Raw genomic sequence first — 24,494 nt, 5'->3', positions numbered from 1 at the left:
CTCACACCTTCGGCTGCGCGCTCGCGGCCAGCGACCCGCACAGCGCCGTCGTCCCGCCCGTCGCGTACGGGTCGGTGCCGGCCGGGCCGCCCGTCTTCGCGGTCTGGCCGGCCAGCAGCGGGTGCAGGTGGTTGGCCGAGTCCTCCGCGCAGGACAGCGGCCCGGCCTGGACGTAGGAGACGGCGAGCTGGGCCTGGTGCAGCCGCAGGTCGTCGCGGTCGAAGCGGAAGTGCAGCTCGCGCCGGACGGTGAACAGGGACGCCTTCGCACCGTCGGCGGAGCCGGTCGGCCGCAGCGCGTACACGAAGGTGTGGTCCGCGGTGACCTCGAGGGTGGACGAGTCGGTCTCGGCGGCCTGCAGCGTGCCTTGCACCCGGATCTTCCGGTCGGCCAGCTCGGCCTGGGAGGGGTCGAAGCGGACCAGCCACCCGGTCGGCGCGTGCCTGCCGTCGGCGGTCGGCCGCTCGAAGCTCTCGTCGAACTGGTCGAGCTGGTCCGCGTCGAGCAGCATCCGCGCGGGCCGCACCTGCTCACCGGTGAGCACCTCGGGGTACAGCGAGGACCGGACGATGTACTCCTTCGCGGTGATCAGGGCGGTGACGACCTGGCTGTCCGAGAAGTGCGCGGTCCGGCGGGAGGCGGGCAGCGGAATGCCCTCCGCGCCCACCCGGAACTGCGCGGCGGGGCTGTGCGCGTACAGGTACGCGGTGTCACTGGCCCCGGGTACCTTGCCCTGCGGGGCGAGCGGGATGACCGTCATCCGCAGCGGTTCCGCGGGCTGCTGCGCGCCGGGGCTCTGGTAGGGGTGCCGGATGCCCATGTAGACGGCCGTACCGAAGGCGACGGCGACCAGCAGGACCAGGATCAGCGCCTGCCGGGACAGTCCCCGGCGCAGCGGCGGCCGGCGGCGTACGGCGGGCGCGTGGTCGGCCATCCGCTCCTGCGCGGAGTACTCCTGAAGGCGGGCAGCACGGACGAACGACTCGTCGAAGACGACGGATCGGTACTCGTCCTCGCCACCTCCGGGAGCTCCCTCGGGTGTCCCCTCCGGTGGGTCTCCAGGCCCGCCCATACCTTCAGGGTAGGTCTCAGCGACCTCGCATAAACGCCCTGCCACGCGCCAACTTCTGACAGGTGCTCACCAAGGCGGGCGGGATCGCTCAGGGCGTGCGCGGGGTGGCCGACACGGCTGGCCGAGAGTAGTCGGCGGAGGCCGAGGGCGCCGCCGGGCCGCCCTGTTCCAGGTTGGTCGAGGCGGGCAGCGGAACCTGGTCACGGCTGCCCGAGGAGGCGCCCCGGTACACCGCGGCGAAGGCCAGCGCGACCATACCGACGCCCATCACGACGGCGAGCACCCAGGCGACGGGGCGGTGCCAGCGGACCTGCTTGCCGTACGTCCCGGGGGCGCCGTAGTGGCCGTCGAGGGCGTAGGGGTCGTCCAGGTCGTCGTCGAAGTCGGGATCATGGCCGAAACCGCCGTACCCGTCGTCGTAGCGTTCGCCGCCGCGGGCGGCGCGGCGGGCCTCCGCCTCGGAGGCCTCGGCTCTCGCCTGCGCGGCGGCCAGGAGGCGTTCGACGGCGGTCGGCTCGTGCACCACGGCCGCCTGTACGAAGGCCTCGTCGAAGACCACGGAGGCGAACTCTTCGTCCGACACCCCGCGGTCGTGGTCGTCGTCGGGCTCCCAGCCGTCAGGGAACGGCGTGCCCCCCACGTCCTCCGGCACGGATCCAGACTAGACCCGGGGGTTCGCTTTGGGCAGGTGGTACGCAAATTCGTCCGCCGGTGAGACGTCTTCCCACGGACTCCGCACGGTCGCCGGACTCAGGGGTCCTTCAGCGCCGGATGTGCCCGTCGCCGGTGACGATGTACTTGGTGCTGGTCAGCTCGGGCAGGCCCATCGGGCCGCGGGCGTGCAGCTTCTGGGTGGAGATGCCGATCTCCGCGCCGAAGCCGAACTGACCGCCGTCCGTGAACCGGGTCGACGCGTTGACGGCCACCGTCGTGGAGTCGACCAACTGGGTGAACCGGCGGGCCGCCTGCTGCGAGGTCGTCACGATGGCCTCGGTGTGCCCGGAGGTCCACAGCCGGATGTGCTCGACGGCCCGGTCGAGCGAGTCGACGACGGCGGCGGCGATGTCGTACGACAGGTACTCCGTCTCCCAGTCCTCGGTCGTCGCCTCGACGACGGTCGCCTTGGAGTCCTTGGCGTACGCCAGCACCCGCTCGTCGGCGTGCACGGTCACGCCGGCCTCGGCGAGGGCGTCCAGGGCGCGGGGCAGGAACTCGGGGGCGATGTCCTGGTGGACCAGCAGGGTCTCGGCGGCGTTGCAGACGCCGACCCGCTGGGCCTTGGAGTTGATCAGGATGTCGATCGCGGTGTCGAGGTCGGCGTGGGCGTCGACGTAGACGTGGCAGTTGCCGGTGCCGGTCTCGATGACGGGGACGACGGACTCCTGGACGACGGCGTTGATCAGCGAGGCGCCGCCGCGTGGGATCAGCACGTCGACCAGGCCCCGGGCGCGCATCAGCTCGCGCACGGAGTCGCGGCTCTCGCCCGGCACCAGCTGGATCGCGTCGGCGGGCAGTCCGGCGCCGCCCACGGCGTCGCGCAGCACCCGCACGAGCGCGGTGTTCGACTCGTACGCCGAGGACGAGCCCCGCAGCAGCACCGCGTTGCCGGACTTCAGGCAGAGGGCGGCGGCGTCGACCGTCACGTTGGGGCGGCCCTCGTAGATGATCCCGACGACCCCGAGCGGCACGCGGACCTGGCGCAGGTCGATGCCGTTGGGCAGGGTGGAGCCGCGTACGACCTCGCCGACCGGGTCGGGCAGCGCGACGATGTCGCGCACGTCGGAGGCGATGGCGCGCACCCGCTCCGGGGTGAGCGTGAGCCGGTCGATCATGCCCTCGCTGATGCCGGCCTCGCGCGCCTTGGCGACGTCCTCGGCGTTCGCCTCGACGATCTCGCTCGTACGGACCTCCAGCGCGTCGGCGATGGCCAGCAGCGCGTCGTCCTTGGCGGCCCGGGGCAGCGGCGCGAGGTCGGCGGCGGCGGCCTTGGCGCGGTAGGCGGCCTGGGTGACCGGGGACATGGCGTCGTACGGGGAGAGCGTGGTCATGAGGGAAGCGTAGTGCGCCGGGCGGCGACCGCGAGCGTTCATCCCACTCGGCGAGACGGGATGAGACGGATCAAAAAGGATGGACTCCCACCGGGCTCGCCGGTGGTGGGCCGTACCCCTCGGCGACGCGCTGGTGGTAGGTCTGGCGGTCGATGACCTCCAGGCCGACGATCTCCCAGGGCGGCAGCCCCGCGGTCTGGCGGTGCTCGCCCCACAGCCGCAGCGCCACGGCGGCCGCGTCGTGCAGGTCGCGGGCCTCCTCCCAGTAGCGGATCTCCGCGTGGTCCTGCGCGTAGCGGCTGGTCAGCAGGAAGGGGTGGTCGTTGGCCAGCTGTTCGAGGGCGCGGCGCACCTCCGGCAGCGGGGCCTGTCGTCCGGAGACACTGAGGGTGACGTGCCACAGGCGGGGCAGGTCGACGGGCTCCTCGCCGTCGTAGCGGTCACCGGCGGCGACGCTGGTCAGCGCGCGTTCCTCGCCGACCGCACGCGTGGGGCCGCCGCCCGTACCACCGCGGGACGCCGCCGCCCCAGGGCGCACTCGTCTCACGACGGCCTCCTTTACGCATGGTCGAGCACAGCTCGTGCGGGTCGGGTCCCCCGAGACACAGTTGAGCAGGCCGGAGGGCGTCGTGGGGCGGTTTCACCGAACGTCCCACACCTGGAGCGGCCGTTCGAGCCCTGGCACAGGAGCGGGATCGGTGCAGGCTCAGTGCAGGATCACCAGATCGTCCCGGTGGACGACCTCCCGCTCGTACTCCGCGCCCAGCTCACGCGCCAGTTCCCGGGTGGAGCGGCCGATCAGCTGGGGGATCTCCTTGGCGTCGAAGTTGACGAGCCCGCGCGCCACGGCGCGGCCCCGGCCGTCCCGCAGTTCGACGGGGTCACCGGCGCTGAACTCGCCCTCGACGCCGGCGATCCCGGCCGGCAGCAGGGAGGTGCGCCGTTCGACGACGGCCCGCACCGCCCCGTCGTCCAGGGTCAGGGAGCCCTGCGGGGTGGAGGCGTGCTGGAGCCACAGGAGCCGGTCGGCGGAGCGTTTGCCGGCGGGGTGGAAGTAGGTGCCGGTGTCGCCCCCGGAGAGAGCGTCGGCCGCGTGCACGGCGCTGGTGAGCACCACGGGGATGCCGGCGGCGGCGGCGATGCGGGCGGCCTCGACCTTGGTGACCATGCCGCCGGTGCCGACACCCGCCTTGCCCGCGCTGCCGATCTCCACGTGCGCGAGGTCCTCGGGCCCCCGGACCTCCGCTATCCGCGAGGTGCCGGGCTTGCTGGGGTCGCCGTCGTACACGCCGTCCACGTCGGACAGCAGCACCAGCAGGTCGGCGTGGACGAGGTGGGCGACGAGGGCGGCGAGTCGGTCGTTGTCGCCGAAGCGGATCTCGTCCGTGGCGACGGTGTCGTTCTCGTTGACGATCGGGAAGGCGCCCATCGCCAGCAGCTTGTCGAGGGTGCGGGAGGCGTTGCGGTGGTGGGCCCGGCGGCTCATGTCGTCGCTGGTCAGCAGCACCTGGCCGACCCGGACGGCGTAGCGGGCGAAGGAGGCGGTGTAGCGGGCCACGAGCAGGCCCTGGCCGACGCTGGCGGCGGCCTGCTGGCGGGCCAGGTCCCTGGGGCGGCGGCGCAGGCCGAGCGGCGCGAGCCCGGCGGCGATGGCACCGGAGGAGACCAGGACGATCTCCTTCTCCCCTCCGCTGCGGCTCTTGGCGAGGACGTCGACGAGCGCGTCCACGCGGTCGGCGTCCAGACCGCCGGAGGCGGTGGTCAGCGACGAGGAACCCACCTTGACGACGATCCTGCGGGCCTCGCTCACGGCCTGCCTTGCCCCTGCCACCTTGGTGTCTGTCCCCTCGCGCAGTTACGGCTACCCGCCTGGCAATCTACGCGAAGGGGACCCCTCGGCGCGCCCCGGTCCAGCCTCCGGACAGTGGTGGGCTCTGCGGCGGTGGCGCTATGCGGCGGTGGCGCCGCCGGGCCTGCCGCCGCGCGACGGGAGCGCCCTGCGCAGCACGCGCCGCACCTTGCGCTTGGCTCGGCGAAGGAACGTCTCCGCCGGCCCCTTGCGCCAGCCCGGGTAGCCCTTGGCCTCGCGCGCCTCCGCGAGGTAGACGCGGTCGGGGACGCCGGCCTTGCGGTCGCGGAAGTGGGGATAGGCGAGGTAGAGCCGGGTGTTCTGCTTCTTCAGGACGGCGTCGGGCTCCCGCTTGGCCTTGACGAACTCGAGGACGTCCTTGAGGAGGTCGGGGCGCTGCATGGCCACCAGGTGCAGCCGCAGCCGCTCCTGGACCTTCAGGCGCTGGGCGACGCCCTCGTTCCAGTGCGCGTCCATCAGCGGCTTGGCCAGCTCCATCTTGGTGCGCCGGACCTCCTCGGTGTCCCGCAGGAACACCGGCCCGAACTGCGGCAGCAGGGTCACGGTGAAGGGGCGGACCATCAGCACGTCCCGCTTGGGGCCGGCCGGGACCATCCGCTCGATGAGCCCCATCAGGGCGCGCGCGGAGTCGAAGCGCAGGGTGTAGCTGCCGCTCTTCGTGACGTGCTTGCCGTCGTCGCGGCCCACCAGGTAGTAGCAGGTGTAGTCGGCGACGACGGAGATGCCGTCGGCCCGCAGGTAGGCCTCCAGCGTGAACAGCGCGTCCTCACCGGTCCACAGGGACTCGTCGAACCGGATGCCGTGACGTTCCAGCAGGGCGCGGCGGAAGAGCTTCTGGGCGCTGAGGGTGAACTTGATGTTGGAGGAGTAGACGTCGGTGCGCTCGAGCGTCTTGCCCCACATCGACTTGGGCGCGTTGCGGTTGACGCCCTCGACCTTGCCGAGGACGACGTCCGTGCCGGCCTTGTCGGCCATCGCGACCATGCGCTCCAGAGCCTCGGGGCCGAGCCGGTCGTCGGCGTCGAGGAAGAAGACGTAGCGTCCGGCCGCCTTGCCGAGGCCGACGTTGCGCGGGCCGCTGGGGCCGCCGGAGTTCTCCTGGCGGATGACCGTCACGGGCATCGGGGCGCGCGCGGCGAACTCCTCCAGGTACTCACCGGTGCCGTCCTTGGAGCCGTCGTCGATGGCGACGACCTCGATGCGCGTCGGGTCCAGAGTCTGCGCTTCGACGGACGCGAGGCACTCGACCAGATACGGCATCGCCTCGTACGCCCCGATGACCACGGTGACGTCAGGCTGCGTAACGGTCACGTTTCCCCCTCATTACGGGGAGTTCACCCCGTATCAACGGCTTGGATACCAGGTAGACGGGTAACCGGAACGTGCGGTTGCCTCCCCTGTTCAGTGATCCGCATCACATGAATGAAACAGGCTCGGCTCCGAGGATCGTGCCTCGGAACCGAGCCCTCTGTATGGGAGAACCTCAAGGTCAGCCCGCCGTCGCGCCCTCCGCGTCGCCGGAGGCGGTGGCCCGTGGTGCGGGAACGGCGTTCGCCAGCTCCGCCTGCTCGGCCTGCTCCACCTGCTCGGTCTTCTCCTCCTGTTCGGCCTGCTCGCCCAGCTCGCCCAGCTCGGCGGCGATCCGGGAGTCCTGGCCGACGTTGCGGGCCTCGGCCTTGAGCGCGAGGTTCGTCACCGCGGTGTTGAACTGCTGGATGGAGGTCGGCTCGTCCGGCCCCAGCAGGTACTGCTTCAGCTCCGTCCGGTCCTCGGCCAGCGGGTCCGCGGCCGGGTCGCGTACGGCGTCGAGCAGCTCGCCCAGCTCGGCGGCGCTGTTGGACAGGATCACGGCCGCGCGCACCGCGGTGTTCTGCAGCTTGAACTCCTCCACCCCGAGCTCGGCGGAGTCCGTCACCGCGTACGGCTTGCCACTGGCGATGAAGTCGGAGACCACGCTGGAGATGTCGGAGACCATCGCGTCGGAGACGTTGAAGCAGTCGTACAGGCGCGGCTGGGCGCCCGTGACGACGCGGTGCTCCCACGTCGGGACGGAACGCCAGTGGGCGTCGTTCCACTCGGCGCGCAGCCGGGCGATCTCCTGGTGCTTCTTGATGTCGACCATGCCGTCGCGGCTTCCCTCGGCCTCGTCGCCCTTGTCGCCACCGCGACCGGACAGCGCGGCGAGGCGGGCCTCGATGCGGGTCAGCTCGGCCTTGGCCTCGGCCTGGGCGGCCGTGTCGATCGTGAAGGCGGGGTCGGCGGCGCGCTCGGCGGCGGCCTTCTCGATCAGGGCCTTGATGCGCCGGTGGGCGGCCGCGGCCTTGGGGCTGCGGGTGCCGGTGAAGGGGTGCGGCTTGTAGAGGACGCGGACCTGCGGGTCGGCTGTGAGCAGCCGCTTCACGATGTTCTCGCCCGCGAGCAGGATGGAGGTGTTGCCGGGGTTGTCGTCCCAGCCCTCCCAGGTCGGGGCGTACAGCACGGTCGGGATACGGCCCTCGGGCACGCCCTGCCAGGTCTGGATCGGCGCCAGCTGCGGGCGGCCGACCTCCACGATGTCCTCGTCGCGGACACCGACGTCGGCGATGGCGTAGCGGTCGCGGCCGGCGCGGCCGGCGGTCCACACCTCGTCGTACACCTTGCTGTACGGGTTGACGCTGGCGAGCTTGTCGCTGTCGCCGTGGCCGATGAAGACGTGCTTCATGGTGGGCACGCGCAGCATGTGGATGTTCTTGCCGACGTTCGCGGCGTACAGCGCGACCCGCACCGTGGACAGGTTCATGTTCATCAGGTGCACCCCTCCGGGCACGCAGATGACGGGAACCGTGGTGGGCGCCAGGTTGGCCAGGATGACGCGCTCACGCAGGATGATCAGCGGCCGGGACTCCAGGTGCTCCATGGTCTCCAGCCACATGTTGACCTGGTAGGCGGAGTCCTTGGAACCGGAGAAGTACAGCACCGTCTCCGGCTTGTACACGCCCAGCCAGTCGTCGACGGCGGCCAGCACCTCGTCGTCCCTCGGGGGCGTCTTCTTGCCGCGGGCGTACGGCATCAGCGCGAGGACGTACAGGCTGCCGAGCGCCAGCGTGAGGCCGATGCCGACGAACCCGGCCACGGAGGAGTCGGTGGCCGCCGAGACCAGGATGCCGACGACGGCCGCGAGGTCGAGGTGCAGGATCTTCTCCGCGGAGCGGTTCAGCAGCCTCTTCGGGGGCGCGTCCGGGATGCGGATGCGCGTCTTCAGGTCGACGTTGCGGGTGGCGACCGGCATCCGGCGGCGGTTGCGGATGAACGTGGTCAGCGCGCCGTGCGGGGCCTGAAGGCCGTAGAAGGCGATGAAGCAGGCGATCGCCGCGTAGAAGACCAGGTCGTCCCTGAGGTCCAGGCGGGCCAGCAGGAGCACCAGCAGCAGCTGTCGGATCAGGAAGCGGATCGACAGACCGGCCCTGACCTTGCTCAGACGGCTGACGAGGTAGCTGCCCTTGCGGTGCAGATAGTGGTCCGACAGGTACGTCACGGCGGTCGCGGCCGCGAAGGCGGGAACGTTCGGGACGAGCGCGGCCAGCATGAGCGCCGGGAAGCCCAGCATCATGAGGACCGCCGCGGCCAGCTCGGCCGCGCTTCCCACCCGGGCGACGCGGATTGCGGTGGATATCACGGAGGAACCTGCTCTTGGAGGGGGCCGGTTGCAAAGCGAAAAGGTCCGGAAAATACCTTGTGAACGATCTGGGAATTTTACGGACTCAGGCCTCTGTGAATGCCGGGTGAACCAGCAGCCACAGAGGCCTGAATACAAGAAGCTATTTAGAGATGATTATGCCACGCCGTCCTGGCGGTCCAGAACACTGGCCAGGGCCTGCTCGAAGCCGGAGGCCTTGCCGGCGGCGGCCGTCGGGTCCTGCTGGCGGACGTCGATGACGTGCCCGGTCAGCTCGGACAGCAGCACGTCGAGCGAGGTGCGGGCAACGGCCTCGGAGGAGAGCAGGCTGCCCGCGGGCTCCTGACCGAAGGCCTTGGTGCGCATCGGGGTCGCGGTGCGCTCCGGGTTGATGCAGTTGACGCGGATGCCGTCGCCGGCCCACTCGTCGGACAGCGCCTGGGTGAGGTTCACCATGGCGGCCTTGGTGGAGGAGTACAGGCTGTACTCGGCGCGGCCGCGGGTGTAGCTGCTGGAGGTGTACAGCAGCAACTGCCCGTTGGTCTCCGACAGGTACTTGTAGGAGGAGCGCGCGATCTGCACCGGCGCCAGGTAGTTGACCTTCAGCGCCTCCTCGATGGTGGCGTTGTCGGTCTCGGCCAGCTTCCCTATGCGCAGCACGCCCGCGGTGTTGACGACGTAGTCGATGCGCCCGGTCTCGGCGTACGCCTTGGACAGCGCGTCGTCGACCTCCTCCGGGTTCTCCACGTGCGTGCCGGTGGTGGAGCGGCCCAGCGCGTACACCTTGGCGCCGTAGGACTCGGCGAGTTCGGAGATGTCCTTGCCGATGCCGTACGAACCGCCGAAGACCACGACCGTCTTGCCGGTCAGCAGCTCGCGGTAGGTCTCCTCGCTCACCTGCTCGGGCGTGGCGGTGGAGGCGAGCTGGAACAGCTTGTCGGCGATGAAGACGTCGACCGGCTGCGTCACCTTCATGTTGTACTCGTCGCCCGCGACGACGTGGATCGGCACGTCCGGCAGGTACTTGAGCACGACGGAGCAGTCGTCCGTGGCCTGGAAGTTGGGGTCGCCGTCGGCGACCTCGTAGGCGCGGCGGATCGTGGACAGCTTGAAGGCCTGCGGGGTCTGGCCGCGGCGCAGCCGGGAGCGGTCCGGGATCTCGGTGATGAACTCGCCGTCCTCGCCGTGGGTGCGGGTGACGATGATGGTGTCCGCGGACGGGATGGCCACGTCGACGGCCTGGTAGCGCTCGAGCGCGGCGACGCAGTCGTCGATCACGCGCTGCGACAGCAGCGGACGGACGGCGTCGTGGAAGAGGACGTTGAGGTCCTCGCCCTCGGCCAGGCCCTCACCGAGGGCGCTGATGGCGCGCTCGGTGGTCTCGTTGCGGGTGGAACCACCCTCGATGATCTTCTTGACCTTCTTGAACCCGGCCTTGGAGACGATCTTCTCGATGTCGGGCACGTAGCCCGGCGCCATCAGCACGATGATGTCATCGATGGAGTCGGCCTTCTCGAAGGTCGTCAGGGTGTGCTCGATGACTGCCTTGCCGGCGATCTTCAGCAGCTGCTTGGGGATCGAAAGACCCACCCGCTGGCCGGTGCCACCGGCCAGGATCACTGCGGTGGTACGGGGCTTGGCTATGTGCTGGGACACAGAGGACCTACCTTGGGGCGACAGGGAACGTTGAAATGGTCCCACTTGCGGCAACCGCAGTGCAAGGTGAGCGCCTCGCACCGCATATGTGCGCGCAACCTTGTATTCACCTTCCCCTGCTGGTGATGGGCGAGACCCCGCCCGGACGCCCCCCGGAATTGCTGTGAGTAACTCCACAGGTATCCGCCATTGCGCAAAGTGACGCCGGGCGAACCCAGTGGTACGGGTACCCCGGAAACGCCGAAAGGTGCCCGGAACGCGGTCCCGGGCACCTCTCACGTCGATTTCACGACCGTCGCGTCGGCCTCACGTGGCCTGCGCGACTCTTACGCGGTTCATACGACCCGCACACCCGGCTTCCCCGCGTCGACCCGGAGGCGGGCCAGCGTGCTGGGCGTCGCGGTGGGCTTCAGCACCGTGTTCACGACGCGGACCTGTGCGTCGACGCGGTCGCGGCGGATGTCGAAGAGGTGGTAGCCGCGGTGGGCGTCGATGAACTTCCAGTGCGGGTTGTCCGCGCGCCGCGGGTCCCACTCCTTGCGGAAGGCGGCGTGGTCCTGGTCGCCGTTGCTGGAGATGGAGGTGCCGACGAACTCGGCGCCGACGACGGCGGACCTCGGGTCGGCGAAGTCGGCCTTCAGGTCGCTGACCATCGTCAGATGCCGGTCGCCGGTCAGCACCACCGGGTTGCGCACGTTCCTGAACTCCTTCAGGAACTGGTTGCGTTCGACCTGGTAGCCGTCCCAGGCGTCGTAGAACCACTGCTTGCCCGCGCCGACCAGCAGGTCCGTCTCCGCCATCATGATCTGCGAGGCGACGAGGTTCCAGCGGGCGGGCGAGTCGCGCAGCCCGTCGAGGAGCCACCGCTTCTGCGTGGCGCCGAGCATGGTGAGGGACGGGTTCTGGGCGCCCGCCTGGGTGGTGGCCTGGTCGCTGCGGTACTGCCGGGTGTCGAGCACGTTGAGCCGGGCCAGCCGCCCGAACTCCAGGCGACGGTACATCCGGATGTGCGGCCCGTTCGGAACGGCCGTGGCCCGTACCGGCATGTGCTCGTAGTACGCCTGGTAGGCCGCCGTCAGCCGGGCGACGAACGCGGCGTGCGCCTGCTTGTCGGGGTCCTGCGGGACCTCACCGGCGAAGTCGTTGTCGACCTCGTGGTCGTCGAAGGTGACCACCCAGGGGGCGCCGGCGTGCATCTTCTGCAGGTTCGGGTCGGTGCGGTACTGGGCGTACCGGTTGCGGTACTGCGTGAGGGAGTACGGCTCACCGCTCCCCTCGTGCTTGCGCAGCGCGGTCGCCGACGGCGTCGACTCGTAGATGTAGTCGCCGACGAAGAGGACGACGTCCGGGTCCTGGGCCAGCATGTCGGCGTACGGCGTGAAGTAGCCCTGCTGCCAGTTCTGGCAGGAGGCGAGCGCCAGGCGCACCGAACCGGCGGTGCTGTGGAGGTGGGGGGCGGTGCGGGTGCGGCCGACGCGGGAGATCTGCCCGCCGGTGCGGAACCGGTACCAGTACGTCCGCCCGGGCCACAGCCCCCGTACATCCACGTGAACGCTGTGCCCGTACTCGGGCCGCGCCTGGGCGACACCGCGTCGCGCCACCTTGCTGAACCGCTCGTCATGAGCGATCTCCCACTCCACGGACACGACCTGGTTCGGCATGCCTCCGCCGTTCAGCGGATCAGGGGCGAGCCGCGTCCACAACACGACCCCGTCCGGGAGTGGATCCCCCGAGGCGACGCCGAGTTTGAACACCCCGTCGGGCAGCGCGTTCCCGGCAGCCCGGGCGGTCGACGGCACCCACAACTGCGCGGAGGCGGCGGCTCCGACCACCGCGGCGCCGGCGGTCAGAAAGCGACGACGGTCGTGCGAAACGGCTCCGGTCACGCCGGTCATCGGGGAACTCCCTTACCTCGCAGGCCTCTTGACCTTCGGAAGCTCCCACGCGCAGCGGGTCCGCCCGCTGAACAGAACCATTCCCGTACATGACAAAAAAGGGGCCATGAGAAAACCCGTTGCCTGTAGGAGGCAACGGGTTGAACGTGACTTTACGTCAGGGAGTCATCACGTCAGAGTCATCTCTAGAACGGCTCGAAGCCCTCGAACTCCTCGGCGGCCTCGTCCCGCTCCGCCTGCCGGTCACGCCGCCGCTGCGCCGCGGGCCGCGGCGCCTCGAACCGGTGGTCCTCGCCACGCCGGCCCAGCATCTCCGCACCGGACATCACGGACGGCTCCCAGTCGAAGACGACCGCGTTGTCCTCGGGCCCGATGGCCACGCCATCGCCCGAGCGCGCCCCGGCCTTCATCAACTCCTCTTCCACACCGAGCCGGTTGAGACGGTCGGCGAGGTAGCCCACCGCCTCGTCGTTGTTGAAGTCGGTCTGCCGCACCCAGCGTTCGGGCTTCTCGCCCCGGACCCGGAACAGCCCGTCGTCCTCGCGCGTGACCGTGAAGCCCGCGTCGTCCACGGCCTTGGGCCGGATGACGATCCGCGTCGCCTCCTCCTTGGGCTTGGCGGCACGCGCCTTGCCCACGAGATCCGCCAGCGCGAACGACAGTTCCTTCAGCCCCATGTGCGCGACGGCCGACACCTCGAAGACGCGGTAGCCACGCGCCTCCAGGTCGGGCCGCACCATCTCGGCGAGGTCCTTGCCGTCCGGTACGTCGATCTTGTTCAGCACGACCATCCGCGGCCGGTCCCCGAGCCCGCCGTACTGCCGCAGCTCCTCCTCGATGATGTCGAGGTCGGACACCGGGTCACGGTCGGACTCGAGCGTGGCCGTGTCGAGGACGTGCACCAGCACACTGCACCGCTCGACGTGCCGCAGGAACTCGAGGCCGAGGCCCTTGCCCTGGCTGGCGCCCGGGATGAGACCGGGGACGTCGGCGATGGTGTAGACGGTAGACCCCGCGGTCACGACGCCCAGGTTCGGGACGAGGGTGGTGAACGGGTAGTCGGCGATCTTCGGCTTGGCTGCGCTCAGCACGGAGATCAGGGACGACTTCCCCGCGCTCGGGTAGCCGACCAGCGCCACGTCGGCGACGGTCTTCAGCTCCAGAACGATGTCCTGGAGATCCCCCGGCTCGCCCAGCAGCGCGAACCCGGGCGCCTTGCGCCGCGCCGACGCCAGTGCCGCGTTGCCGAGCCCGCCCCGGCCGCCCTGCGCGGCGACGAAGGAGGTGCCGTGCCCGACCAGGTCGGCCAGTACGTTGCCCGCCCTGTCGAGGACGACCGTGCCGTCCGGTACCGGCAGGACCAGGTCCTGCCCGTCCTTGCCGGACCGGTTGCCGCCCTCACCGGGTTTGCCGTTGGTGGCCTTGCGGTGCGGGGAGTGGTGGTACTCGAGGAGCGTGGTGACGGACTGGTCGACGGTGAGGATCACATCGCCGCCGCGTCCGCCGTTGCCGCCGTCCGGGCCACCGAGCGGCTTGAACTTCTCCCGGTGGACGGAGGCACAGCCGTGACCTCCGTTACCTGCGCCGACATGCAGTTCGACGCGGTCCACGAAGGTGGTCATGGTGGGTGCCTCCTGGGGGTGCCCCCGGCCGAAGGCTGGGGGAGTTCGGGTATTACCTGCTCAACACGCGAAAGGCGGACCCGCTTCCCGCCCGGGAAGTGAGGTCCGCCTCGCGAAGCGTTCGGTCCGGTGAGTTCAGACGACTCAGGCGACCGGAACGATGTTCACGACCTTGCGGCCACGGTGGGTACCGAACTCCACCGCACCGGCCTGCAGCGCGAACAGCGTGTCGTCGCCGCCACGGCCGACGCCGGAGCCCGGGTGGAAGTGGGTGCCGCGCTGGCGGATCAGGATCTCACCCGCGTTGACGACCTGACCGCCGAAGCGCTTCACGCCGAGCCGCTGGGCATTGGAGTCGCGACCGTTCCGGGTGGACGATGCGCCCTTCTTGTGTGCCATTTCTCCTCAGTCCCTTACTTCGCAGCCGCGGGGATCTCAGTGACCTTGATCGCCGTGTACTGCTGGCGGTGGCCCTGACGACGGCGGTAGCCGGTCTTGTTCTTGTAGCGAAGGATGTCGATCTTCACACCCTTGTGGTGGTCCACGACCTCGGCCTGGACCTTGATGCCGGCCAGCACCCACGGGTCGCTGGTCACAGCGTCGCCGTCGACAACGAGCAGGGTCGAGAGCTCGACCGTGTCGCCAACCTTGGCGGTGGAAATCTTGTCAACCTCAACGATGTCGCCGACAGCAACCTTGTGCTGGCGACCACCGCTGCGCACGATGGCGTACACGCGGATCTCACTCTCTCGCTCGGAAACGGCACCCCCGCAGTCCAGCCGTCCGGGAACGAACACGGACGGCCTCTCCCAGCCACCGAGGTACCCGGGAGGAAGAGGTTTACGGGGATGTGGCACGTCACTCGACACGCCGACGGTCAAGATTACGGGGCCCCGGCCCAGGGGGTCAAACCGGGCCGGGCCCCACGGGTGTGCAGCCGGTCACGTCGGCGCGGGTGCCGGGGCACGGGCCCCGGCACCACACGCCGCGATCAGTCCTCGTCGGTGGAGGCCGACACGGAGGACGGCGCCTGCTGCGTCGCCGCCACGGTCTTCTTCGACGCGGTCTTGGCGGCCGTCTTGGTGGTCTTCGCCGCCGCCTTCTTGGCCGTCGTCTTCTTCGCGGCCGTCTTCTTGGCCGCGGTCTTCTTGGTGGCGGCCTTCTTCGCCGTGGCCTTCTTGGCCGTCTTGCGGGCGGCCGCCTTCTTGGCCGGCGCGGCCTCGTCGCCCGCGGACTCGTCCGGGGCCTCGCCCGCCTCCGCGGCGGTGGAGGCCTCGGCGGTGGGGGCCTCGGCGGCCTCCTCCGTCGGGGCCGCGGGGACGACCACGACGGCCGTCTCCTCCGACGCGGTGGGCGCGGTGGCCTTGCGGACGGCCCGGCGCCGCGGACGCGCCGGAGCGGCGCTCTCGGCGGGAGCCTCGGCCTCGGCAGGGGCCGCCTCGGCCTGCGCGGCCTCGGTCGGCTCCGCGGCCACCGGTGTCTGCGCCGCCTCGGACTGCGGCGCCGGCTCGGCGACCGTCACCACGGCGGCCTCCGCCCCGGCCGGTGAACCGGCGGGCGCGGACACCTTGCGGGTCGCACGACGACGCGTACGGCCCTTCGGCGCGGCCTCCTCGGCTGCGGGAGCTGCGGGAGCCTCGACGACCGGGTCCTCGACGGCGACCGGCTCGGCGTGCGCGACGGCGGACTCCTGCGGCAGCACCGGACGCTCGATCTCGTCCTCGGCCGTGACGTCCTGAGCCGTCGGCGCCTCCGCGGCCGGCGCCTCGGCGACCTCGGTCTTCCGCACCGTCTCGCCCCGCGCACCGCCCCTCGGCGCACCCGCCGGAGCCGAAGCCCGCCGGCTCGCCCGACGCCTGCCGCGGCCACGCCCGGCGGCGGCCTCCGCCTCCGCGACGCTGCTGTACAGCTCCTCGTCCGCCGCGAAGTCCGGTGCGGTGAGCGCGACCGGCTCGGCCACCTCGGCGGCGACCTCGGCCTCGCTCTCGGCCTCCTCCTCGGCGGTCTCGACGGTCTCGGCGATCGCGAGGGCCTCGGTGGTGTCCACGGCCTCGTGCTCGTGGACGTGCCCGTCGCCGCCGCGCCCGCGCTTCTTGCGCTTGCCGCCGCCTCCGGCGGAGGTCGGCTGCTCCATGTGGACGATGACACCGCGCCCGTTGCAGTGGACGCAGGTCTCGGAGAACGACTCCAGCAGGCCCTGGCCGACCCGCTTGCGGGTCATCTGGACGAGCCCCAGCGAGGTCACCTCGGCGACCTGGTGCTTCGTACGGTCCCGGCCCAGGCACTCCAGGAGGCGCCGCAGCACCAGGTCCCGGTTGGACTCCAGCACCATGTCGATGAAGTCGATCACGATGATGCCGCCCAGGTCGCGCAGCCGCAGCTGGCGCACGATCTCCTCGGCCGCCTCCAGGTTGTTCCTGGTGACCGTCTCCTCGAGGTTGCCGCCCTGACCGGTGAACTTGCCGGTGTTGACGTCGACCACGACCATCGCCTCGGTCCGGTCGATCACCAGCGAACCGCCGCTGGGCAGCCAGACCTTGCGGTCCAGCGCCTTGGCGAGCTGCTCGTCGATCCGGTACGTGGCGAAGACGTCGACCTCGGAGGTCCACTTCGACAGGCGCTCGGCCAGGTCCGGGGCGACGTGCGAGACGTAGCCGTGGATCGTCGACCAGGCGTCGTCACCGCTGACGACGACCTTGGAGAAGTCCTCGTTGAAGATGTCGCGCACGACCCGGACGGTCATGTCCGGCTCGCCGTACAGCAGCGTCGGGGCGTTGCCGCTCTTCGCCTTCTTCTTGATGTCCTCCCACTGCGCCTGGAGCCGTTCGACGTCCCTGCGCAGCTCGTCCTCGCTCGCGCCCTCGGCGGCGGTGCGCACGATGACGCCCGCGTCCTCGGGGACGATCTTCTTGAGGATGGTCTTCAGCCGGGCCCGCTCGGTGTCGGGCAGCTTGCGGCTGATGCCGGTCATCGAGCCCTCGGGCACGTACACGAGGTAACGGCCCGGGAGGGAGACCTGGCTGGTGAGGCGGGCGCCCTTGTGCCCGATCGGGTCCTTGGTGACCTGGACGAGCACCGACTGGCCCGACTTCAGGGCGGACTCGATGCGGCGCGGCCCGTTGGCCATGCCCAGCGCCTCGAAGTTGACCTCACCGGCGTACAGGACGGCGTTGCGCCCCTTGCCGATGTCGATGAAGGCGGCCTCCATGGACGGCAGCACGTTCTGGACCTTGCCCAGGTAGACGTTGCCGACGTACGAAGTCGCCTGCTCCTTGTTGACGTAGTGCTCGACGAGCACGCCGTCCTCCAGGACGCCGATCTGTGTGCGCTCACCGCTCTGGCGGACGACCATGACCCGCTCGACGGCCTCGCGCCGGGCCAGGAACTCGGCCTCGGTGATGATCGGCACACGACGACGGCCCTGCTCGCGGCCCTCGCGGCGGCGCTGCTTCTTGGCCTCCAGACGGGTCGAGCCCTTGATGGACTGCACCTCGTCGGACGGCTCGGACGGCTTGCGCGGCTCGCGGACCTTCACGACGGTGCGCTCGGGGTCGCCGTCGCCCGGCTCGGCGTCGGAGGCGGAGTCACCGGCCCGACGGCGCCGGCGGCGACGGCGGCGGCTGCTGGAGCTGGACCCGCCGGACTCGTCGCCGTGCGCGTCGTCGTCCTCGGCGTCCTCGTCGATCTGCTCGGCGGTGTCCTCGGCGTCCTGCTCGGCCTGCTCGGTGGCGAGGTCGTCGGAATCGGCGTCCCCGGACTCGCTCCCCTCGGCGTCACCGGAGTCGCCCCGGCGCCGACGCCGGCCACCGCGACGACGGCGTCGCCGCGAGCCGGTGTCCTCCGACTCGTCACCGTCACCGGCGTCCTCGGCCGGCTCCTCGGCCTCCTCGGCGTCGCCGTCCTCCACGACCGTCTCGGCGGCCCGTACGACGCTCTCGGCCTCGTCGCCGCCCGCACCACCCCGGCGCCGACGGCGTCGCCGCGACCCGGTCTGCTCCTCCGCGGGCTCCGCGGTGGCCTCGGCGGGCTCGGTGGCCCGAGTGGTCTCGGTGACCCGAGTGCTCTCGGTGGTCTGGCCGGGCTCGGGGGTCGCGGTCTCGACGGCCTCTTCGGCGACGTCCTCCGCCGCCTCCGCGGCCGCCTCGGCGGCGGCCCGCTGCGGGGTCTGGAACCTCGGCTCGGCGAACACCGGCGCCTGGAACACGGCGACGGCGGGCCGCGCCGGACGACGCGGCGCCTCGGCCTCACCGGCCTCACCCCGCCCGGGCGCGGAGAACCCGACAGCGGCCTTGCGCACAGCCCTGCGCCGGGCGCGGCGCGGGGAACCGGCCTCTTCGGCCTGGGCGGCGGGGGTGTCCGCCCCCGTGGCGGCGGAACGGCTCTCGGCGCTCTCGTCGGCTGCGGAGGGGGCCTCGCCGCTCGGCGTGGCGGCCTCGGACACGGCAGCCTTCGCCGTGCCGGCGTCGGCGGACTCGGGGACCTGCGCCTCGGCGGCACCGGCGGACTCGCCCTCGCCCCCGGCGGTCTGCGCCGACTCGTCACTCACGGCCGCCTCGGCCGGAGCGGTGACGCGACGCGTGGCACGACGGCGCGCCCGGCGCGGAGCGGCCTCCTCGTCGGAGGCGGCGGTCTCGGTGGAGGCCGGGGCGGCCTCGGCGGGAGCGGCGACCTCGGCCTCGCCGGCACCGGCGGAAGCCGTCTCCGACCCCGCGCCGGCCTGCGCCTCGGCGCCCTCGACGGTCTCGGTGTCCTTCGGAGCGCCCGCGGGCGCGGACGCCCGACGGCCGGCCCGGCGGCGCGGACGTGCGGCGGGCGCGGCCTCCTCGACGGCGGCGGCAGTCTCGGACGCCTCGGCCATGGGGGCCTCGGCCGCGGGAGCCTCAGCGGTCACAGACGCGTCGGCGTCAGCCGCACTCGCGACGGCCTCGGCCGGAGCGGCGGCGGGCGCGGACGCGCGGCGCGTGGCCCGACGACGGGCCCGGGGCGGGGCGGCCTCCTCGGCCTGCTCCGACACCTCGGCGGCAGCGGCGATCGTTTCCGCGGGCGCGGCAGCCACCGGTACGACGGTCTCGGCGATCTCGGCGGCCTCGGCCGCGCTCGGGGCACCGGCCGGCGCGGACACGCGCCGGGTCGCCCTACGCCGGGTACGCCCGGCGGGGGCGGCCTCCTCGGCCGGGGCCGCGGCCTCGGTGCTCTCGGCACCCTCGGCTTCCGCGACGGCCGCGACCGACTCGTCGGTCTTCTTCTCTTCCTCGTCCTCTTCCGCCACGGCCGGTATGGCCGGTGCGACGATCTCCGCCGACTCCTCGGCGGAACCGGCGGTCGGCGGACCGGCCGGGCGGGACGCGGCACGGCGCCGGCGGCGCGGCGGCAGCGTGTCGCTGGGGCTGTTCTTCTCGGAGTCCGTCACGGACTCGTTGGATTCGGTCGGCTCGAGCATGCGGGCGTTTCTCCCGTCAGGCTCCCGGGCGCCGCGCCTGGTCCGGCATCGATCACATCGATGCCGTTGACGTCCGCGGCTCGCGCGATGCGCGGTGCCGCCGTCCGGGGCGCGGGCGCCACACGGGAGCTCTCTGTGTCCTGTCTCGCCGGTTCCGTACGCCGAATGCGCACGGCCTGGCGAAAGTCTTGTGGTCGGTGCGCTGCCCGACCCAGGTGGCTCCCGAGTCCGAGGGCGGCGCTACGACGTCCGTCCCTTCGCGGGACCTTCCTTACGCCGGCGCCTTCGCGGTGGCAGTCGGGCCGCCCGTTGAGGGGGCCTGTGCTGCCTCGCGGTCGGGCGCGAGCGGGTCGGTCACCGTGCCGGTCTCTTCATCGAGCAGCCCCTGCGCCAGCCTGGTCACCGCTGCGGGGACCGGCGGCGCCAGGTCGGCCACGGCGCGGAGACCGGACAGGACGTCGTCGGGTCGAACGGCAGGCGTCACGTGCCGAACAACCAGCCGCAGTATCGCACAGGGCTGGTCGGTCGGCCTATCAGCCGGATCACTGTGTGTTTCAAGTTGTACGACCGCGGGACGGGCGTCGAAGGTGCGGACGCCGTTCTTGGTCATGCGCTGGACCTCGACGGCCCCGGCCCCGTTGAAGGCCTCGACCGCGCGGCCGGCGTCGGCGGGGTCCACTCCCTCCAGCCGCAGCTCCCACACGGAAGCCGTCAGCCGGTCGGCCAGACCCGAGGTGCGGGCCTCGACCGCGTCGACGACGTCGAGCCCGGTGGGCAGCGACTCGTCGAGGAGGAGCCTGAGCTTTTCCGGATCGCGCGCGTCGGTGAGCGCGATCTCCAGATACTCCGCCTCACTGCCCGTGCCGGTGGGTGCGGCATTGGCGTACGACACCTTCGGATGCGGCGTGAACCCGGCCGAGTACGCCATCGGCACCTCGGCACGGCGCAGCGCACGCTCGAAGGCGCGCTGGAAGTCACGGTGGCTGGTGAACCGGAGGCGGCCGCGCTTGGTGTAGCGCAGTCGGATGCGCTGCACCGCGGGTGCGGGCGGCGGGCCTTCGGGCTGTCGCTTGCCCAGTGTCCTAGTCCTTCGTGAGAGCGGTCGTACTGCTACCAAGAGTACGTGTCTCGCGGCCCTGAGGTTCCCGCCGGGCCACCGCCTCCCGCTCCCTCGGCTCGCCGAGGAGCATGCGGCGGAAGTCGGCGCGCGCCTGCCGTACGGAGTCACGGGCGGCGGCGAGGGCCTGCCGGGTGGCCCGTCCCACGGCGCGGGCGGCGTCGGCGGCGGGCCGCAGCACCAGGTCCCGTACGACGTGCCCGACGGGGGTGAGCACCGTGCGGTACACCCACCGCACCGGTTCCACGAAGGTCCACCGGAAGAGGGTGCCCAGGAACCGTCCGACGGCGAGCGAGACGTAGCCGGCGATCCGCCAGGCGTGCCCGAGCGCGTCCCACACCTCGCGCCCGACGACCGCGAGGACGCGTCCGACGGGTGTGAGGATCCAGCGCCACACGGCGAGCGCGGGCAGCACGAGCAGGATGCGGGTGGTCCAGTACAGGACCATGCCGACCAGCCGCACGAGCCCGGTCACGCACCAGGCGACGGCCCGGCCGACGGGCGCGAGGATCCACTCGTACAGCCACACGGCGGGTACGACGACCAGGTACCGCACGAGCCAGGCCGCGGCGGTGTACACGCCGAGGCCGAGGGCGGCGAACCCGACCCCGACGCCCCTGAGCAGCCACATGATCCCGTGCCCGATCGGCGTCAGCCCGTGCGCGTACAGCCACGCGAGGGCATGCCCGACCGGTGTGAGCACGTACCGGTGGAACCACACGAGCGGCACGACGACGAGCACGTTCCCGAGCCAGGCCAGCGCCTTGCCGACGGGGACGAGGAGGTAGCGCCACAGTCCGACGACCGGCCAGACGAACAGGACCTTCCCCAGCCACAGCAGCGCCCGCCCGAGCGGCCTGAGCACGGTGTCCCTCAGGACACGCCCGGCGACGACGAGCGCGTCCCACACCACCCGCACCGGCACGACCAGCACAAGCACCACGATCCGCACGGGAATCCGGATCGCGACGGCGAGACACCCTTCGGGCGGTGCCTGTTGCTGGGGCTGAGCTGGTGACTTCTCGAGGTCCATAACGGTGTAGACGCCGCGACCGCCCGTCCGGATCCCGTGCCGGGCCGTCTGCTCCACTCGTCCTCGAACTCCCCACACAGCGACCGCGTTGCGGGATGCGCCGCCCGGGTGAACAGTGGATTCATAGGCCCGGGTCCGCGACGGATGAACGCGACGGACGAAGCAGCACACGCCAAGCGCATCTGGAACCACTATGGCCAGAACACCCCGGCGGTACGCCTTCCACAGGGTCAACGCGTCCCTCTTGGCTGCGGCGCTGGCCTTTCCAGCAGGTCTGACAGGTGCGGTGACGGTGCTTCAGGCCCCGAGCGCGAGCAGGACGGACGCGCCCGCGCAGACGACACCACCTCCCGAACCCACGGCCCCCGAGCCTCCCCCGCCGACACCGGGTGATACGACGCCACCTCCGCCCACCACCTCCGAACCGACCGACACGTCGAGTTCGGGCGGCACACTGCCCCCTGACAGCCCTGACAGCCCTGACAGCCCTGACACTCCTGACACTCCTGACAACTCGTCAGGCGCTGGCGACACAGAGCAAGAGGGGTCCGATCCCCCGGCGGAACAGACGCAGCAGATTGAAGACGTAACGACGAGCCTGAACGAGACCAAGGACAGCCTCCCCGAGGAACTGGCGCCGACTGTCGACGAATTGACGGCCACCCTCGAAGCAGTCGCGGACCCGGAGACGTCACTGCAGGACAGGCAAGAAGTCATCGAGAGCGCACAGCAGCTGACCACAGCGCTGACAACGATCGGCGACGACACATCCGACGAGATGCGGGAACAGCTGGTCACGCTTGTGCAACAGGTGTCCTCCACCCTGACGGTGGGCCACGACCCGGAGGTGCCGCCCGAGGAGCGGTCGTTCCTCCTCGTGGTCGTGAAGCGGACGACATCCGCGCTGGACATGATCTGCGATCCCGAGACCCCAGAAGAACTGCGGGGGCAGCTGATCGCCGTCGTGGAGCAGCTGAACTACGTCCTGGAGAGCAGCTGGGACGGGGAGCTGGTTCGTTCGTTCGCGATGCTGGCAAGTTCCTCGGTGGACTGGATCACCGCCCCGGGGGCGCCTCAGGAGGTGCAGAACGCGCTCGCCGAGTCCACACTGAAGGGCACTGAGAAGCTGGAGGAGATCAACGACCTCGCGGCGTCACAGGAGGACCGGGCGAAACGCAAAGACCCGGAGGAAGAGCTGAAGGAACAGGCCGCCCGGATGAGCGACCAGCAGAAGGAAGCCGCCTCGGCTCAGGACCAACCGGACGAATCCCTCTCCGAGGCGGCCGTGGTGTGTACCACCGCCATATTCGAGGCGGTCGGAGAAAGCGCCCTCGTTCAGCAGCTCGGGGGTCTGATTCCCGAGAGTTGGGGCACCGAAGGAGTCAAGGACTTCTGGAAGGCGGAGGAACAGGGAGACGATCTCCTCGACGTCCTGGCCCAGTTGCAGAACGACGAGCGCGTCCACGCCCCCTTCGAAATCCCGCAGCTCATCACCAAGCTCGCCGACCTCGTACCGGGAAGCGAGCTGTTGGGCACCCTCGGCAAAAAATCTCTCAACTGCCTGGAGACGGCTTCTGTCCTCGACCAGGACTTCGGGATCACAGCGGGCACCTGGCTCGCGGATTCAGATGCCGGATGACATCAGAAGTTCCGCGAGAGACACCTCTTCATTGGCGTGCACCTCCGCGGCCCCATATCTTTCCAGCTCTCTCTTTTCTTCCTTCACGAAATCAGACTCCCCCTTGAAGTCGAACGCCGAAATGGAGGAGATGGGATCGCGCACCGGAGACCAGATAGCCGTCACATAACGCGGATTACGGGTCACATTGACGAGGTTGTTGTTGTGCCGCACCGTGCCGTGATAGATGACCAGTCGACCACACGCCGAACAGTGGAAACGCCCAGCGTCTTTGTCCCATGAGTAATGAGGAGTTTCGAACTCGTCGACATCGAGTTTTCCTCGGTCCTTCCTCATGTACGAAACCCGCAAGTCGACACTCACCGTGTCATACTGGGCGTCTTTGGGAAGCTGGAACACACGTTTGAGGGAGTATTCCTCCCCGACCTCGAGCCGTTTGCCCGGACCGTAGAAGTGCCCACTGCTCACCGTGGTGTACGTAAGTCGGCTGACGTATCGTTCTGCTTCCTCGCCCCGCTCGCCCGCGCGCTCACTCCACTCCCTCACCAAAGCCCTACGATCAGGGTACTTGGAGTACTCGGCGCCCCTTCCGCGGACGGTGTAGATGTCATTGACGATGTACACCGGAATTCCTCCGGTGTTCTTCATGTAAAGCGTCAGCGGGACTTGGACGAAGGGGAGCACACGGTCCGCCCGCGACTTCCCGAACTCAGCCTTCAGGGTGAAGTGCATCGGGGCAGCCGCAGGTTGGTACATGGTGGAATACGCCAGGCTGATGCCGGTCAGAAGCGCGGTGGCGACCACCCCGGCCGCGAACCTCTTGGGCTGCGGAACTCCCTTCCACGACTTGTCGCGGACAAGAAGGAAAAGCGTGCAGAGGGACCAGAACCACAGGGGCATGAAAACCAGCACATACGGCGTGAACTCCATTTCCTCGAGCCACATGAACAGCAGGAGACTGTCCGTGGCCAGCGCGATGAGCACGCCGAGCAGGACGATCGCCCCGGAGGCCTTGAACTGCCGTCTCCCCCCGTAGTCGAGGGCCGCGAGGGCCGCCACCCCCTGCACCACACCCGACAGGACGAACAGAACCCCACTGATCCGTTGCGCGAAGGTCAGCGCCCCGGAGGCGTCCGGCCACCCGATGGCCGCGTTGAGGGCCATGGACGCCAACAGCCCGGCCACCATGAGAACGGTGACCGCGCGCCTTCTCCAGGCGCGGTCGGGCCATGTGCCGCTGTCACCCCCGCGCCAGCTCACGGAAGCCGCATCGTCGACATCCAGGTCCTCGGGGTAGCCGAGGCGTCCGAGCATCTTCCGCAGTTCGCCCAGCGACCAGGCACGGCCCACCGTCTCGCCGCCCACGACGACCCGACGCAACCCACGGCTGTCCGGTGGCTCGACAACGACCCACGGGTGGATGCTCCTCATGCCCCCAGGCTCGAAC

General features: G+C 70.6%; 17 protein-coding genes. 1 reads left to right on the top strand and 16 read right to left on the bottom strand.

From position 1 onward, the window contains the following. Position 1: 1 nt before the first annotated feature. The 15 genes from ACGFNV_RS32340 to ACGFNV_RS32270 form a co-directional block, all read right to left on the bottom strand. Positions 2-1,072 carry a hypothetical protein gene (locus tag ACGFNV_RS32340; protein ID WP_133926302.1) on the bottom strand — a complete coding sequence of 357 codons (1,071 nt, stop codon included), beginning with the start codon at positions 1,070-1,072 and terminating at the stop codon, positions 2-4. Positions 1,073-1,160: 88 nt separating this feature from the next. Continuing rightward, a complete protein-coding gene (locus ACGFNV_RS32335; protein WP_393627307.1) occupies positions 1,161-1,724 on the bottom strand; it encodes a hypothetical protein in 564 nt (187 codons plus the stop codon). A gap of 109 nt (positions 1,725-1,833) precedes the next feature. Next, complete coding sequence (locus ACGFNV_RS32330) at positions 1,834-3,120, bottom strand: glutamate-5-semialdehyde dehydrogenase (RefSeq protein WP_393627305.1); 1,287 nt, start codon at positions 3,118-3,120, stop codon at positions 1,834-1,836. A gap of 70 nt (positions 3,121-3,190) precedes the next feature. Next, positions 3,191-3,658, bottom strand: a complete 468-nt coding sequence (locus ACGFNV_RS32325; protein ID WP_393627351.1) for a hypothetical protein — start codon at positions 3,656-3,658, stop codon at positions 3,191-3,193. Between the two features lie 168 nt (positions 3,659-3,826). Continuing rightward, positions 3,827-4,930 (bottom strand): glutamate 5-kinase, encoded by a 1,104-nt coding sequence (proB, locus tag ACGFNV_RS32320; protein ID WP_393627303.1) that lies wholly within the window; start codon positions 4,928-4,930, stop codon positions 3,827-3,829. A 138-nt stretch (positions 4,931-5,068) separates the two neighbouring features. Continuing rightward, entirely contained in the window at positions 5,069-6,301 is a 1,233-nt protein-coding gene (locus ACGFNV_RS32315; RefSeq protein WP_393627301.1) for a glycosyltransferase family 2 protein, read from the bottom strand. A 178-nt stretch (positions 6,302-6,479) separates the two neighbouring features. Continuing rightward, positions 6,480-8,615 carry a hypothetical protein gene (locus ACGFNV_RS32310; protein ID WP_393627350.1) on the bottom strand — a complete coding sequence of 712 codons (2,136 nt, stop codon included), beginning with the start codon at positions 8,613-8,615 and terminating at the stop codon, positions 6,480-6,482. A gap of 186 nt (positions 8,616-8,801) precedes the next feature. Further along, the gene (locus ACGFNV_RS32305) at positions 8,802-10,301 is read right to left on the bottom strand and encodes a D-ribitol-5-phosphate cytidylyltransferase (protein ID WP_393627299.1); all 1,500 of its coding nucleotides are present in this window, start codon (positions 10,299-10,301) and stop codon (positions 8,802-8,804) included. Between the two features lie 335 nt (positions 10,302-10,636). Then, positions 10,637-12,196, bottom strand: a complete 1,560-nt coding sequence (locus ACGFNV_RS32300) for an alkaline phosphatase D family protein (RefSeq protein ID WP_393627297.1) — start codon at positions 12,194-12,196, stop codon at positions 10,637-10,639. Positions 12,197-12,381: 185 nt separating this feature from the next. Next, positions 12,382-13,818 (bottom strand): GTPase ObgE, encoded by a 1,437-nt coding sequence (gene obgE, locus ACGFNV_RS32295; RefSeq protein ID WP_393627295.1) that lies wholly within the window; start codon positions 13,816-13,818, stop codon positions 12,382-12,384. A gap of 144 nt (positions 13,819-13,962) precedes the next feature. Further along, positions 13,963-14,217, bottom strand: a complete 255-nt coding sequence (gene rpmA, locus ACGFNV_RS32290) for a 50S ribosomal protein L27 (RefSeq protein WP_133926294.1) — start codon at positions 14,215-14,217, stop codon at positions 13,963-13,965. 14 nt (positions 14,218-14,231) lie between these two features. Beyond that, positions 14,232-14,552 (bottom strand): 50S ribosomal protein L21, encoded by a 321-nt coding sequence (gene rplU / locus ACGFNV_RS32285; protein WP_007381993.1) that lies wholly within the window; start codon positions 14,550-14,552, stop codon positions 14,232-14,234. A gap of 257 nt (positions 14,553-14,809) precedes the next feature. Continuing rightward, the gene (locus ACGFNV_RS32280) at positions 14,810-19,258 is read right to left on the bottom strand and encodes an Rne/Rng family ribonuclease (RefSeq protein ID WP_393627293.1); all 4,449 of its coding nucleotides are present in this window, start codon (positions 19,256-19,258) and stop codon (positions 14,810-14,812) included. Positions 19,259-19,529: 271 nt separating this feature from the next. Continuing rightward, positions 19,530-20,294, bottom strand: a complete 765-nt coding sequence (locus tag ACGFNV_RS32275) for a TIGR03936 family radical SAM-associated protein (protein WP_393627291.1) — start codon at positions 20,292-20,294, stop codon at positions 19,530-19,532. A gap of 46 nt (positions 20,295-20,340) precedes the next feature. After that, on the bottom strand, positions 20,341-21,408 hold the full coding sequence (locus ACGFNV_RS32270; protein ID WP_393627348.1) for a hypothetical protein: 1,068 nt from the start codon (positions 21,406-21,408) through the stop codon (positions 20,341-20,343). Positions 21,409-21,652: 244 nt separating this feature from the next. Between ACGFNV_RS32270 and ACGFNV_RS32265 the strand changes: the two genes are divergently transcribed. Then, positions 21,653-23,047, top strand: a complete 1,395-nt coding sequence (locus tag ACGFNV_RS32265) for a hypothetical protein (protein ID WP_393627289.1) — start codon at positions 21,653-21,655, stop codon at positions 23,045-23,047. On the opposite strand, the gene ACGFNV_RS32260 is transcribed toward ACGFNV_RS32265, so the two are convergent. Then, the gene (locus ACGFNV_RS32260; RefSeq protein ID WP_393627287.1) at positions 23,033-24,478 is read right to left on the bottom strand and encodes a hypothetical protein; all 1,446 of its coding nucleotides are present in this window, start codon (positions 24,476-24,478) and stop codon (positions 23,033-23,035) included. The genes ACGFNV_RS32265 and ACGFNV_RS32260 overlap by 15 nt on opposite strands. Positions 24,479-24,494 lie beyond the last annotated feature (16 nt).

The sequence above is a fragment of the Streptomyces sp. NPDC048751 genome, assembly GCF_043198595.1.
Taxonomy (GTDB): Bacteria; Actinomycetota; Actinomycetes; order Streptomycetales; family Streptomycetaceae; genus Streptomyces.
Note: the sequence above shows the minus strand (reverse complement) of the source record. Positions and strands in the feature narration are given on the sequence as shown.